11 protein-coding genes and 3 pseudogenes are annotated in these 14,263 nt (G+C 69.0%); 11 read left to right on the top strand and 3 right to left on the bottom strand.

The window, feature by feature from the left end; genetic code table 11:
* Positions 1–4 precede the first annotated feature (4 nt).
* The gene (locus OG758_RS47515) at positions 5–742 is read left to right on the top strand and encodes an SDR family oxidoreductase (protein ID WP_326715588.1); all 738 of its coding nucleotides are present in this window, start codon (positions 5–7) and stop codon (positions 740–742) included.
* A gap of 234 nt (positions 743–976) precedes the next feature.
* On the opposite strand, the pseudogene OG758_RS49300 reads toward OG758_RS47515, so the two are convergent.
* Positions 977–1,168, bottom strand: a pseudogene (locus tag OG758_RS49300) (ISL3 family transposase); the annotation flags it as partial.
* Positions 1,169–1,534: 366 nt separating this feature from the next.
* On the opposite strand from OG758_RS49300, the pseudogene OG758_RS47510 reads away from it, so the two are divergent.
* The 6 genes and pseudogenes from OG758_RS47510 to OG758_RS47490 form a co-directional block, all read left to right on the top strand.
* Positions 1,535–1,717, top strand: a pseudogene (locus OG758_RS47510) (chaplin); the annotation flags it as partial.
* A 192-nt stretch (positions 1,718–1,909) separates the two neighbouring features.
* Complete coding sequence (locus OG758_RS49295) at positions 1,910–2,524, top strand: anti-sigma factor domain-containing protein (protein WP_442810401.1); 615 nt, start codon at positions 1,910–1,912, stop codon at positions 2,522–2,524.
* Between the two features lie 912 nt (positions 2,525–3,436).
* Positions 3,437–4,714 (top strand): molybdopterin-dependent oxidoreductase, encoded by a 1,278-nt coding sequence (locus OG758_RS47505; protein WP_326716276.1) that lies wholly within the window; start codon positions 3,437–3,439, stop codon positions 4,712–4,714.
* Entirely contained in the window at positions 4,711–5,280 is a 570-nt protein-coding gene (locus OG758_RS47500; RefSeq protein ID WP_326715587.1) for a hypothetical protein, read from the top strand. Before OG758_RS47505 ends, OG758_RS47500 begins: the two co-directional genes overlap by 4 nt.
* A gap of 284 nt (positions 5,281–5,564) precedes the next feature.
* On the top strand, positions 5,565–6,662 hold the full coding sequence (locus OG758_RS47495; protein ID WP_326715586.1) for a glycoside hydrolase family 15 protein: 1,098 nt from the start codon (positions 5,565–5,567) through the stop codon (positions 6,660–6,662).
* Positions 6,663–7,379: 717 nt separating this feature from the next.
* On the top strand, positions 7,380–8,309 hold the full coding sequence (locus OG758_RS47490) for an aldo/keto reductase (RefSeq protein ID WP_326715585.1): 930 nt from the start codon (positions 7,380–7,382) through the stop codon (positions 8,307–8,309).
* Between the two features lie 172 nt (positions 8,310–8,481).
* Here the strand turns inward: OG758_RS47490 and OG758_RS47485 are convergent, their stop codons facing one another.
* Positions 8,482–9,249: a D-Ala-D-Ala carboxypeptidase family metallohydrolase gene (locus OG758_RS47485; protein WP_326715584.1), complete on the bottom strand. Its 768-nt coding sequence runs from the start codon at positions 9,247–9,249 to the stop codon at positions 8,482–8,484.
* Between the two features lie 256 nt (positions 9,250–9,505).
* Between OG758_RS47485 and OG758_RS47480 the strand changes: the two genes are divergently transcribed.
* Both OG758_RS47480 and OG758_RS47475 read left to right on the top strand, forming a co-directional pair.
* Positions 9,506–9,691: a hypothetical protein gene (locus tag OG758_RS47480; RefSeq protein ID WP_326708128.1), complete on the top strand. Its 186-nt coding sequence runs from the start codon at positions 9,506–9,508 to the stop codon at positions 9,689–9,691.
* Positions 9,692–9,771: 80 nt separating this feature from the next.
* On the top strand, positions 9,772–10,173 hold the full coding sequence (locus OG758_RS47475) for a hypothetical protein (protein ID WP_326715583.1): 402 nt from the start codon (positions 9,772–9,774) through the stop codon (positions 10,171–10,173).
* A gap of 47 nt (positions 10,174–10,220) precedes the next feature.
* Here the strand turns inward: OG758_RS47475 and OG758_RS47470 are convergent.
* Positions 10,221–10,620: pseudogene (locus tag OG758_RS47470) on the bottom strand (transposase); the annotation flags it as partial.
* A 313-nt stretch (positions 10,621–10,933) separates the two neighbouring features.
* Here OG758_RS47470 and OG758_RS47465 point away from each other — a divergent pair.
* The gene (locus tag OG758_RS47465) at positions 10,934–11,245 is read left to right on the top strand and encodes a trypco2 family protein (protein WP_326715582.1); all 312 of its coding nucleotides are present in this window, start codon (positions 10,934–10,936) and stop codon (positions 11,243–11,245) included.
* A complete protein-coding gene (locus tag OG758_RS47460) occupies positions 11,235–14,180 on the top strand; it encodes a trypsin-like peptidase domain-containing protein (RefSeq protein WP_326715581.1) in 2,946 nt (981 codons plus the stop codon). Before OG758_RS47465 ends, OG758_RS47460 begins: the two co-directional genes overlap by 11 nt.
* Positions 14,181–14,263: the final 83 nt, after the last annotated feature.

The following is a 14,263-nucleotide window of genomic DNA, read 5'->3' as shown; positions in this document are numbered from 1 at the left end:
GGCGATGTCAGGCATCACGGGCAAGGTCGTGGCCATCACGGGGGCGAGCAGCGGCATCGGCGAGGCGACCGCACTGCTGCTCGCCGAGCGCGGAGCGCGCCTCGTCCTCGGAGCGCGCCGCTCGGAGCGGCTGGAGGAACTGGTCGCACGCATCGAGAAGGCCGGCGGCGAGGCCGTGCAGATCCGTACGGACGTGACCCGCCTCGACGACGTACGCGCCCTGGTCGGGCTCGCGGGCGAGCGGTTCGGCCGGCTCGACGTGCTCATCAGCAATGCCGGGGTGGGCACCATTTCGCCCCTGGACGATTTGCGCACCGCCGAGTGGGACCACATGGTCGACGTCAACATCAAGGGCGTCCTGCACGGCATCGGCGCCGCACTGCCCGTCTTCCGGGCCCAGGGCGGCGGCCACTTCGTCACGACGGCGTCCACGGCCGCGTTCCGCGTCGCACCGGCGATGGCCGTCTACGCAGGAACGAAGATCGCGGTGCGGGCCATCTGCGAGGGCCTGCGCCAGGAGGCGGGTCCCACGGTACGGGTGAGCACCGTCTCGCCCGGGGTGATCGACACGGACTTCCCCGAGGCGTCGACGAACGAGCGGGTCCGCGCCGAGATCGCCGGGATGCGGGACCGGGTCGCGATCCCGCCCTCGGCGATCGCCCGGGCCATCGCATTCGCGATCGAGCAGCCCGCCGACGTGGACGTCAACGAGATCGTCGTCCGGCCGACCGCGCAGACCTGAGCGGCGCACCCCTGCCGAAGACGTGCTGCGGGTCTCGGGCGATCGACGTATCCGACCCGCCCGACGCACCCGCCGGCTCCGACGCGGCGGGAGAATCCGGACGTGGGACGGGGGATCCTCGAGCGTGTCAATCCCGTGTTCTGCTCGGCCCTGCCGGTCGCCTCCCGCTCCGAGGGTGGTCGGCGTCGACGAGTACGCCAGCGCGTTTCCCCTTGCGCTCCGGTCGTACGCGCCGCCAGGTCGGCCCGCCAGGGCGAGACCGATCGCCTCCAGGGTCGAGCGGAGCCGCTCGGTCCGCTGGCCGTGCCTTCGGGTCAGGCCGGGTATCTGTTCGACGAACGTGCGGCGCGGGCACTCTGCGGTCCGACAGGCGAACCGGCGGACCCGCAGCTGGAGTACGACCCTTTGCCCCGCACTCGGGACGTTTCGCGTGGCGCTGTTCACGCCGGTTGCGCTTCTTCCGAGCAGGCTGGCGCGCTGTCGGTGACGCTGCGCACGGTCAACGAGGCCGGCATCCTGGCCAACACGGGGGTTGTGGTCACCAAGAACCGCCTCATCGGCAGGAGCGAGCAGTTCCTTGTCCTCGTCATCACAGGCGAGGGCACCGCTATCGATCATCAAGGAGTACGTCGACAACTAGAAACGTCCAGGCTGAGGTCCACCGTGCGGACCCGTGGGAACCTCACTGTCAGTGCAGTCCAGAGAAGCGCTTCCTCCCGGGCGTGAACGCCCAGGGTTCCGCGCTAGATCCTGCTGAAGAGTGCGGCGGTTGTGGCAGCGGTCGGCGGCGCGATGCTGGCCGGCGCGGGTGCCGCGTCCGCGGACGCCAGCGCTCAGGGCGTCGCGTGGGGCTCGCCGGGCGTCCTGTCCGGCGACGTCGTCCAGGTCCCGGTGCACATCCCTGTAAACGCCTGCGGCAACACCATCAACGCCATCGGCCTGCTCAACCCGGCCTTCGGCAACAGCTGTTCCAACGGCTTCGGCAGCCGGGTAGCCCGCTCCTGGGACGAACGCCGCATGGGCCAGCACGGCTCCATGAACCACCGTGGCCACATGGGCCGGCACGGCTCCATCAACCACGATGCCGACATGGGTTACGGCGACGACATGGGCATGTGAAAGCAGCCCTCCCTCCCCCGCTGAGCATCGCGTGATGCTCTGCGCTCAATGGAGTCCTGGCACCCCAGCGAACGGTGCCAGGGCTTCGCGCTCCCCGGCCGCATCCAGATGCACCCGGTTGGCCGGCAAGAGGATCACACCGTGGCCAAGGCCGGTCCCCGCCGCCGTAGTGGTCATGTCCCGAGTGGCCGTCGTGGTGCCGGCCCTGTCCTGGTCGGACGGCAGATTCTGGACGGCACGGTCGTGTGCTGCGGGGAGGCGGCCTGGGCCGCACCGGTCAGTGGCACAGAAGGGTGCAAGCAGTCCTGCGAGGATGGTGTGCACAGGCCACCGCCGCATGCAGCTGTCGTCCGCCCCGATCACCGTTGCCTCGGGCGGTACCCGTCCCGGCCGGGCCGCAGCCACATGTTGGGTTCCCGCCCGACCCCACGCGGGCAGACCGTGCGCACCGGGCGGCTTTCCGACGGATCCGCAGTGGGCGTAGTCGTGTCCGAGTCGCAGAACGAGGCAGCGTTCATCGCCGACAGCCTCCCTGCACCGCCCAAGGGCAAAGACTACGAATTGTGGTACGCGGAGAAGTCGGACGACCTGCGGCCAGCGGGCCTGCTGCCTCCCGCCGAAGACCGCTCCGCACGCCTGCTTGCTTGCCGGTCCTTTGGGTAAGGCGGTCGCCCTCGGTATCACTGTCGAGCCGGCTGGTGGATCTCTGCAGCCCACCACCAAACCACTCGGCATCATTTCCATCGATTCCTAATACGGTCCAGCAACTCCCCGAGTAGCTGAGTGCTCACGCCGCGGACCGGCAGCTTCATGCCCGGCATGACAAGATCCATAAAGCAGTGCTCTGGCTACAGACTGTCTCTGCCTTCGCCGCCTCCGCCGGTTCATAGGAACTGATGGACAAATTAACCCGCGCGATGCGTGTCTGGGACGGCGCCCGGAGCCCAATCGAGCACGCCCGTCGCTTCGTAACTGCTCGCCCTGCGCGGCCGGGGGACAGTCGTCGTTGCGCCAGCCTTGGAAGGCCACTCCCGCTGCGCACCCCTCAACCGCTCCCTGATCAACGGACCGGCTGGCGGCACGACAGATCCGCTCGGCCATCGGCCAGGAGAACCACAAGAGGTCCAGCGCTGGGCACTGAGCGGTCTGCGTCGTCGCGAGCGGTGCCGGCTGCTGTGCGGCACGGTGAGGCCGCCGGGGCACATCATGATCATGGATTCCGGCTCACAAAGCGGCCGCAAGACCAGAAGAACGTGCCGGACGGGGACTCACCCAAATACTTCCGCGCTCTCGAAGGATGAACGTTATCTGCCCATTCGCGTCGTTATATTCCTAAAGAGACGATTCGAGGGAGGCGTCATGGACGCCAGGCAGGCCGGCGAGGGGGAACCCCGTGACGACGGAGCATCCGAACCGCACCGTAGGGCCGAACCGCTCGACGCCTCGGACCAACCCGGCACAGCCCGTCCGGCGCGATCACAAGACACTCGCCCGGTCGGCTCCCAGCCGGCTTCCGGCCAAAGCGGTCCTCGGGTGAAGCGGCCGCCAGAGCGTAATCCGGCGCTTTCGGACTTTCTGCGCGATGGGCCGCCTGTAGGTCCGACCCGCCGGGGATTTTGGCGCAGTCCGCTGCGCGGGCCCTGGCTGACGTCGGTGCTCGGGGCGGTACTGCTGGTAGGCATCGTCGTGATGTTTGTGACGGGGCTGCTCTCGTACGCCGCCTACAACCCGGATCTCGGGGCCAACGACAAGACCCCGGACCGGGGCTGGCTCGGCTTCTATCTGTTCTCCTGGCCCACACACCCCTATTGGCTGTACCGGGTCACCCAGGGCGTCCACGTCACGCTCGGCATCGTCCTGATCCCGGTGCTGCTGGCGAAGCTGTGGTCGGTGATTCCCAAGCTGTTCTCATGGCCCCCCATCAAGTCGGCCAGTCATGCACTCGAACGAATCTCGGTGCTGCTGCTCGTGGGAGGCGTGCTCTTCGAGTTCGCGACCGGCGTGCTCAACATCCAGTTGGACTACATCTTCCCGGGCTCGTTCTACCCCCTGCACTTCTACGGTGCCTGGATCTTCATCGGTGCCTTCGTCGTCCACATCTGCTTCCGCATCCCACTCATGGTCCGGATGCTGCGCAGCGGCGATCTTCGCGACGAACTGCGCAGCCCGGCCAGAGCCGCGCAGAAGGACATGGCCAGTCTCACGGACTTGGTCACCCCGCGCCCTGCCGCCCCGACCATCTCGCGCCGAGGCGCGCTGGGCATGGTGGGGGCAGGCTCCCTCGTCCTGCTCGGCGTGACAGCGGGACAGAGCATCGGGGGATGGCTGCGGCCCACCGCACTGCTCGCGCCGCGCGGGCAGGATCCCGGGCCGGGCCCCAACGGATTCCAGATCAACAAGACCGCTGCCGGGGTGGGCATCAGGGCGCGCGATGTGGGGCCGGCCTGGCGTCTCATCGTCCGGGGACCAGGCCGGAAGAGGATCTTGACCCGGGACCAGGTTCTGGCGCTGCCGCAGCACCGGGCCGCGCTACCGATCGCCTGTGTGGAGGGGTGGTCCACCGAGGACCAGGAGTGGGGCGGAGTACGCCTCGCGGACCTGGCGGCCCTTGTCGGATTCACGGGAGAAGCGCCGGGCGTGTTCGTCCAGTCCGCCCAGCGGGCGGGGTCATTCCGTTCGACGACGTTGCGTGACAACCAGGTCAGGGACCCGCGCTCGTTGCTGGCGCTGCGGGTCAACGGGGCCGATCTGTCTCCGGACCACGGCTACCCCGCGCGGATCATCGTCCCGGCCAACCCAGGTGTCCACAACACCAAGTGGGTCACACAGCTGACCTTCGGGGAGAACGCGTGAACCGCTTCCGCACAGTCTACGGGGCCTCGCCGCTGCATCTGCTGCTGGTGCTCTGCTCGTTCGCCCTGACCGGCTACGCCGGCGTCCGGCTGCTGAGCGACGGCGAGCCCTGGAGGATCGTCATCTGGTTCGTCGGCGCCGCGCTCCTGCACGACCTCGTGCTGCTCCCCCTGTACACGGTGACCGATCGTGCCGCCCAGACCGTCCTCGGCGAGCGTCGTGAACCTGTCGACTCCGGCGGAGCCGCAACCACCCACCCGAGCCAGGGGTGGATCAACTACATCCGAGTTCCGGTCTTCCTCTCCGGCGTCCTGCTCCTCACGTACTTTCCGCTGATCCTGGGGCGGGTCAGCCACCGCTTCACCCTGTACACCACGCTCTCCGCCGACGTGTTCCTCGGCCGCTGGCTGCTCATCACCGCCGTCTTCTTCGCCCTTTCCGCCGTGGCCCTGCTGATCCGCATGCGGCGGTCCCGCTCTCGCAAGCAACCCCCGCCCGCGCCCCGCCCGCGCATAAATCTGCGTAAGCCGGACAAGAGCGGGCCGGACCCAGAGCCATCGCCGTAAGGGGCGGCGAGATGCCCGCGGCCGTACGGGGGACTTCGGCCCCCACCCGGCGGGGCAGGCGGATGGGGCGGCTGTGAGTACACGACCGATCGGCGACTACGCCCTGCTGTCGGACTGCCGTTCGGCGGGCCTGGTCTCCACCGACGGCTCACTCGACTGGCTCTGCCTTCCCTGATTCGACAGTCCTGCCGTCTTCGGCCGCCTGCTCGACGAGCAGGCCGGGCACTGGTCGATCCGCCCCAGCGCACCGAGTGAGGCGGTCCGCCGCTGATCGGGGAACGCTGGTGCTGGAGACCACCTTCCGGACCCCCTCCGGCACGGCCGTGCTCCTCGACCCCCTGGTGATGGGGCGCCGCGAACGCGGCCACGCACTGGGAAAGTCCTCACCCGGTGTCGTATTGCGTCAGATCACCTGCACCAGCGGCTCGATGGCCGTGGAGACCACCTTGGCGCCGCGGCCCGAGTACGGCCTCATCCGCCCGGCGATGTCCGCCGTGCGGGGCGGGCTCAGCGCGAACGGCGGCAGTCAACGCCTCACCCTGTCCGCACCGCTGCCCCTGCGCATCGATGGCTCGACCGCACACGACGGGACCGAGCGACAAGCCGGCCAGCGGCTCGACTTCGCCCTGTCCTCCACTGTCATAGGAGGCGAGGCAGCACCGGAACCCTGGCCAGGCAGGCGCATCCGTCGCCGGCTGAAAGACACCATGAATGGATGGCGCTCGTGGACACAGATCCACCAGGGCTACCGCGGCCCGTGGCAGAAGGAGGTCAGCCACAGCGGACGTGTCCTGCAGGCACTGACCTTCACCCCCACCGGGGCCATCGTCGCAGCGGCCACCACATCCCTGCCCGAGTGCATCGGAGCCGACCGCAACTGGGACTACCGCTACACCTGGGTCCGTGATGCCAGCTTCACCCTCCAGGCACTGTCCACTTCAGCCTGCGAGAAGGAGAAGGCCGCCTACTTCGGATTCCTCGCCCAGGCCGCGGCGACCCAGCTCGACCGCGGCGTCGACCTCCTGATCATGTTCGGTATCGGCAGTGAAAGGGACCTCAGCGAACGCACCCTCACCCACCTCTCAGGCTGGCGCGGCAGCACCCCGGTCCGCACCGGCAACGACGCGTGGCGCCAACGCCAGCTCGACGTCTACGGCGAGCTCCTCGACGCCGCCCACCGGACCCACCCACGCGACAGATGGTTCGAACAGCCCGTCCGCACCTTCCTCCTCCAGGAGGCCGAAACCGCCGCCCGCCGCTGGAACGAACCTGACCAGGGCATCTGGGAAGTACGGGGCCCCAGCCGCCACTTCCTCACTCCAAGCTCATGTGCTGAGTCGCGCTCGACCGCGCCATCGACCCTCGCATCCGGTCCACCGTGACAGCGATCGCGAACCGGCTGACTAACGCACGAGGCCAGGTACGCCGCTACCTGGGCGACGACTTCGCCTCCGACGAGGGCGCGTTCCTGCTCTGCATCCACTGGGCGACCCGTGGAGACAGTGGAGCCAGCCCTTCTCCCTCAGGGCCTCGTGCTTGACCCCGAGCTTGAGCAGCTCGGTGACCGTGGGGGCTTCGCGGCCGTAGGCGAGCAGGACCATCCTCAACGCTGCTGCCACACGCCCGGCTCTGGAGCATCTGGCCCGACCGCTTCCCCAACCTTGCTCTGGCACAGAAAGAGACAGCGGTCCCTCAGCATCCACGACTGGTACGACCCCGTCTCCTGAAGGGTGAGGAGCGTGCTGAGTTGGTCGGCGAGCGGCACCTCGGACCCCGGCACCTGCAGGCCATTGCAGAAGCGGTCGACGACCGGCCGTCGAACGGCTGGCCACGGTGCGCGCCGCCCGCCAGTCACAGGACGCGTGGTCGGTCACGCTCACCCGCGCGATCTGCGCGGTCAGAGACGGGACTTGCTCACCGGAAAGCGGACGGAGCGACAACGAACACCTCGACAACTGCATCGGCCTTCGGAACAGCCCCGAGCATGCCCGGTGATCACGCTGGCGCACCGGGAAATCCAAGATCCCCGACAGAGCTAAGCTCATGGACGGAGCCGCACCGATTGGCATTTCGGCGGCACGCTCGGACAGGATGACCCCGTGAAAACGATCTCCTTCCCCCAAACCGAACTTCGGGCTTCGAACGTCGTCCTGGGGCTGATGCGCATCGCCGGACTCGGTGACGAGGACATCCGCACCTTGTACGACAGTGCCCGGGACGCCGGGATCAATGCGTTCGACCATGCCGACATCTACGGCCCCACCCGCCACGCATGCGAGGAGCGCTTCGGACAGGCCGTCAAGCTCACCGCCACGGAGCGCGAATCGATCGTCATCCAGAGCAAGGTCGGCATCCGGCCCGGCTTCTTCGACTTCTCCAAAGAGCACATCGTGCGCACCGTCGACGAGTCGCTGGCAGCCCTGCGCACCGACTACCTCGACACACTGCTGCTGCACCGGCCCGACACCCTCGTCGAGCCGGAGGAGGTGGCTGCGGCGTTCGATGAGCTCCACTCGGCGGGAAAGGTCGTGAACTTCGGCGTCTCCAACCACACGCCGGGCCAGATCGAACTGCTGAAGACCGCGGTTCGCCAGCCGCTGGTGGCCAACCAGGTGCAGCTCAGCATCACCCACTGCCCGATGATCGCCTCGGGGATCGCCGCGAACATGGCGGGTCTCGACCAGTCGGTCAGCCGTGACAACGGACTGCTCGAATATTCGCGGCTCCACGGGATGATCTTGCAGGCGTGGTCGCCGTTCCAGAAGGGGTTCTTCGACGGGGTCTTCATCGGGGACATCGAGAATTACTCGGAACTGAACTCCGTGCTGGAGGAGCTGGCCGCCAAGTACGAGGTGACGCCGACCGGGATCGCGGTCGCGTGGATCACTCGTCACCCAGCGAACATGCAGGTGGTACTCGGCACCACCAACCCGGGCCGGGTCACCGAGTCGGCGGCGGGCTCGGCCCTACCACTCACCCGAGAAGAGTGGTACCGCCTCTTCCGCGCAGCCGGCCACACCCTTCCCTAGCACGCCACGCCTCCCGACCAGCCCTACCGGCGGTCGGACTCCTGCCGGGTCCGGCCCGATACGAGATGGGGCCGCGCAGTTGGCGGGACGCGACCCCAGGTGGCGGGGAGGGCCGACTCGGCTTGGCTGTCGACCCCAGCAAGATCATTTCCCGGTGGGGTCGACAGTAAGGCTAAACGGTGCCGTTCTCCCACCACCACGCCCGGCCTAGGTCCGCCCGACTGTCGACGTGCTGGTGGTCCGCGGTGTACGTCTCCAGGCCCGAGAAACCGCAGGTCTCCGCTCTCTGGTAGACGGTCTTGTTGGACACCCCAGAGACGGCGAGGTCGGCTGCCGTGCCGTAGAGATGCATGCTGTCGCTGGCCCCGCCGACGTCGGCGTTGTGCGCGATGCTGCGGAAACCGGAATTGACCGTGATCGGAACGTTGCCGAGCTTCTTGCGCAGCGCCTCCAGCTTGTACATCGCACGGCGGACGTTCTCCTTGACGTCGGCCGCGCTCAGTTTGCCGCCCGAGAAGGTGCCGCTGATCCGGTCGGTGAACTCGCCGAAGTCGAAATGCGCGGTCGAACTGTCCGACTGCTCAAGTGCGTTGAGCTGCACCTGGGTCGCGGGCCCGGCGCTGCCGTCGGCGGCGAGTCCGTAGGCGGCCTGGAAGCGGCGCACCGCCGCTGCGGTGCCGGAGCCGAAGTCGCCGTCCACGGCCACACGGCTCTGGCTCGCGCTGTCCGCAGCCCACCCAGCAACTCTGATCTGCAGCTCGGTCACGTCGGCACCGGTGGCCCCCTGGCTCAGGGTTCGCGACCAGGAGTAGGCCTGCGCGGCACCCGTCACCAGAACGGGGCCCAGTACGACGCCGATGCCGGCGGCCAGCGTCCCGCGCAGTGCCGTACGGCGGTCGAACGGGCGCGGAGCGGAAGAAGAGAGGAACGCGGAAGCCATCGTCGTCCTTTCACGGACCTGTCGCAGCAGTGTTGATGCGTGCTGATGGATGTCAGTGTCATGGACATGGAAACCAAAGGGAAGAGTGCAGGATCCGCCCCCAACCCCTCGGGATGCCGGCACCCACCGGAGCGATGAGTGCGGGCATCGGACCGTCCAGGACAGCTGGGTCCGCCTTGGACCTTGGTCTTCGCCGACATCGCGATCAAGGAGCGGGTATTCCCCGGTCGTTGGCGTTGGCCTTCCCGTTCCACCCGTGACGCCCCCCGAGCCGTACGACTGGACGTGCACCTGCGGCGCGGCCCAGTCCCTCCCCACGACGCACGGCGTGTTCCCCACCGCCTGGCGGCACACCCACCCCACCCGCTTCGACCAGCTGCGGCATTGGGCCGCCCGCCGGTTCCCCACCCGCACCACCCGCACCACCCGCACCACCCGCTGAGACTCCATCCGCTTTCCGAACGTGATCTTTTGATTCTGGCTGATGGCGCGTGAACTTCCTTCTCTGGCACGTTGGTTCGGGTGGTTCGTCTGCTCGTGTCGTTCGCGGAGGTGGCTATGCCGTCGGTGCCCGGATTGCTGGAGACCCGGGAGCGGAACGTCCGGGAGGAGGTGGCCTGGCTGCGGGAGGAGGCCGAGCGGGTGCAGGCCGCGCTCGGGGCGACTCAGGCGGAGTTGTCGCGGTTGGCCGACGCCCGGGCCACGGTTGCGGAGGTGCTGTCCCGGGACGGCTCCGCGGGGGCGGGCCCTGCGCCCGGTGCCGTGGCCGGTTCCATGGTGCCCGAGCGGATTGAGGGCATGGGGGCGCAGGTCCTCGCGGCGGAGTACCAGCAGATTCTGTCGGTGCTCGCCGATCCGGCGCCCGCGCAGAAGCGCCGCAGATTCGAAATCACCGCACCCCCGCCCCCTACCGCACTGGGCTGAACACTCACGGCAGGTCACCAGCCAGGCTTGACAACCACATTGGGAATCGTTTGGTGCCCCCCGACCATGGGCTTCAGCGCGAGGCTGTCGTGTGTGTTGGCGGCCGAGATGCCGACGATGAGGGTCAGTCCGTGCGCGTCCGACAGGACGTGCATCTTGGAACCCGGTTCTCCCCGGTCCATGGGGCTCGGACCTGTGAGTTCGCCCCTTTAGCGCGTACGTGGGCGGAGTCGAGGACGGCGCGTGACAGGTCGAGGAGGTCGGCGTCGCCAGGCGGTGCAGGATCTCCTCGTGCAGCCGGCCCCACACGCCGGCCCGCGACCAGATCAGGATCCGTCGGTGTGCCGTCGACTTCGATATCCCGAAGCACGGCGGCAATGCCCGCCAGGCACATCCACTCACCAGAGCGTAGATGATCGCGGCGAACAGCGTCTCGTCTGCACCGTCTGCGGCGAACCGACAAAAGAGCACCCGCGGGAGTTCGACTTCCTCACCGGAGAGCGCCACTAGGCCCCGGACGACCCGTGGGCTCGGTTCGCCGGCTGACCGCGCCCGGCTAGGCATGACCCACGCGTGATGTGGTCGAGAACGCGCCCGTATGCCTCAAGGAGTCTCACATCGCCTGGGCCGACTACCGACGGGCCCTTTGAGCCATCCTGAGGACTGACACAAATCAGGCCGTGCCGTGGCGAGTTGCCTTCACCGATATGCTCGATGCGTATGTGGAGGGCGGGTTGACGCAAGAATCGGGGTGCCGGTGGTGGACGACGCGGTGGAACTGGCAGACATGATCGCCCAGTTGCGGGGCGAGCTGAGCCGGGCCATGTCGGACGGCGACGGCGACGATTTGCGGTTCCGGGCGGAGCGTGTCGAACTCGAGCTCACCGTGGGGGTGGAGCGCAGCCGTGAGACCGGGGCGAAAGTGCGGTTCTGGGTGCTCGACGCCCAGCACGCCGCACGTTCGGCGCACACGTCCCTGCAACGGCTCACGCTGACCCTCCAGCCGGTGGACGGCGCCGACCCCGAGCGCTCCGCGCTGATCTCGGGCGATGAGCTGCCCGATGAGCTCTGAGCCCGGGCCCGCCGGGGCCGGACTCGATCCACACCGCATAGCCGAGATCATCGTGGAGGGCCGCGGCGGGCGGCGGCGGGGTTCCGGGTACCTGATCGCCGACGGCACCGTGCTGACGGCGGCTCACGTCGTGGCGGATGCGATCGACTTGGCCGTACGTTGCGATGCCGACCGGCCCACCCAGTGGTCGGCGCAGGCGACCGTGGCATGGTCGAACGCGGGCATCGACCTCGCCGTGCTGACCGTCGCGACACCCGCCGCACAGCAGTGGGCACCGGTGGGGTTCGGGCGGATCACCGACGACGAGGCCGTCGTCGTCGATGTGCACACGACCGGCTTCCCGTTGTTCAAGCGGCGCAGTCGCAACGGTGTCCCCTTCCGTGAACTGCACCATGCGGTGGGGACCGTCGCGGCGCTCTCCAACCTTCGTACGGGGACGCTGGAACTGACCGTGGCCCCGGCCGGGTCCGATCCCGACCCGGCCGCGTCGCCGTGGTCGGGGATGTCCGGTGCAGCGGTCTGGGCTGGACACCGCATCATCGGCGTGGTTGCCGAGCACCACCGGTGGGAAGGCGCGGGCCGGCTCACCGCGGTCCGCCTCGACCATGCACTGCGCGAGGTCGACGCCGACGAGCGGACCCGCCTCACCCGGCTGCTGGGCACGCCCGGCACCGGGCCCCTGCCTCTGGCCGTCCCCGGTGCCCCCGACCCCGCACAGGCCCCGGGCACACGGGTCGTGGGAGTCCCCGTCTCGTACGGCATCGAGCTGTTCAAGAACCGGACCGCCGAACGCGACGCCGTCGTCGGCTACTTGAGCGATCCCACTATCCGCATGGTGACGATCCTCGGGCGCCGTGGCATCGGCAAGAGTGCCCTCGCGGCGAAGGTCATGGACCTCCTCCACCGCGGGGAGTGGCCCATGGGCGCCGAGGGGCGGGCCCCGGTCGGACTGGTCAATCTCTCGACCCGGACCTCCGGGATCTCCCTGGAGCGGCTCTACTTCGACTGCGCACGGCTGCTCGACACCGACGGGGAGGAGCACCTGCGGAGGGTCTGGTCCGCGGGCGGATCCACCCAGCACCGGCTGGCGGAGCTGTTGCAGGCCCTCGGCGAGCGGCCCGTCGTCATCCTGATGGACAACGTGGAGGATCTGCTCCTCGACGACGGTGGCATCGCCGACCCGGACCTGGCGGTCCTGCTCGACTGGCTGTTTCGCGCGGGCAGCGGTCCACGGCTGCTCGTCACCAGCCAGATCCCGGTTCGCCTCGCACCCGAACTGCGGCGCTTCGCTGCTCAGGTGACCCTCTCCAAAGGTCTCAGTCCACCGGAGGCCGCGACGCTGCTGCGTGAGCTGGACCGGGACGGCAGTCTCGGCATATCCGACCTGTCCGACCGCGAGCTGCTCGACGCCGCCGTCCACGTCCACGGTGTTCCCCGCGCCCTCGAACTCCTCGTCGGCGCGCTCGCCGACGACGCGGTGCCCCTGCCCTCCTTGCACGACGTCCTGCAGGACTTCACCCGCCGTAAGGACGTGGTGGCCGCCCTCGCCCAGGACCGCTACGATCAGTTGGACGAGCAGGCGCGCACCGTCCTCGACGTCCTCGCGGTGCTCCGCAGGCCCGTGGAGCCGCACGCGGTCGAAGAGATCGTGCACGTCATCGACCCCCGCCTGCCCGTGCCCGCCGTGCTCGGCACTCTCGTGCGCGCCCGGCTGGTCGCCGCGGACCGGGCCACCCGCACCCTCGCTCTCCATCCGCTGGACGCGGACATCGCCCGCGATCAGATGCCCTGGGACGGCCCGCTCGGGAGGCAGACCATGGAACGACGCATCGCCGACTGGTACGGGGACCAGACGACGCCCGACGGCACCTGGCGTACCCCGGATGACCTCGAACCGCACCGGCGGCAGTTCGACCATCTCGTACGTGCCGGGGACCACGACGCCGCGGCGCGGGTCCTGACCGGGATCAGCAACTGGCTGGTCTGGCACGGGTCGGTACTGACGGCCCTGTCCATGCACCTCACCGTGGAGCCGCACATCACCGACGAGCGCGTACGCCTCGCCCACACCGTCGCGTTCGGCCACGCACGGTTGAGCGCGGGCCCCATGGAACAGGCGGTCACGCTGTTCACCACAGCGGCCGCGCTCGCCGAACGCCTCGGAGAACGGGCAGCGCTGCAGAACGCGCTCTTCGGTCTGGGCGATGCCCACCGGCAGCGCGGCGACCTTCCGGCCACCGTGGAAACCCTCACCCGCGCCGCCGAGTTGGCTCACGACCTCGGCGACACCGAGAACGAGGTCCACGCCTGGCTCTCGGTCAGCCTCACCCACAGCTACCTGCGCGACGGCGAGCAGGCCTTGGACGTCGCCGACCGGCTCGCCGCCCTCGCCGGTACGACGCGTGACCCGCTCACCCTCGCCCGCGCCGGCAACGCGCGCACAATCGCCCTTCTCACCCTGGGGCGCTGGAGCGAGACCATCTCCACGGGCGCCGATACGGTCCTCGCCTACCGCGCCGCGGGCAGTCAGGAGGCGATCGCGTACGCCCTCAATGCCCAGGGCATCGCCCACCTCGCCCTCGACGAACCGGCACGCGCGATCAGCGCACTGGAGGAGGCACGCAGGGAGGCGTCACAGATGCAGAACCCCAGGGCCGAGGGCGTATGCCTGCTCAATCTCGCCTGGGCGTACTGGTGCGACGACCGGATGGACGATTGCGCAGCCACCGCCGGACGCGCTGTGACCGCTCTGGAGATCGCCGGTGCCACACAGGCGGCAGCGGCCCAGGCCCTGGCCGAAGCAGCCCGCACCGTGAGCGCCTCTCCCCTGGCCGCGGCCGGCGCCCTGCGGCGCGCGGCCACCGCTCTCGACGGAAACGCCGAGGTCGTGTCCGCGGCATGGTTGCAGGAGCGGGCTCGCGGGTTGGGGGCCTGACTCCAGCCCTGGTGCTCCTGCTCCAGCGCGACCGTGGGCGGCTCCACGTCGGCGACATAGTCACCCGGATCCTGCGTCTGGCG

It is taken from the genome of Streptomyces sp. NBC_01474 (genome assembly GCF_035918215.1).
In the GTDB taxonomy this organism is placed as follows: Bacteria; Actinomycetota; Actinomycetes; order Streptomycetales; family Streptomycetaceae; genus Streptomyces; species Streptomyces aureus.
The sequence above is the reverse complement of the archived record's forward strand: the minus strand, read 5'-3'. Positions and strand labels throughout refer to the sequence as shown.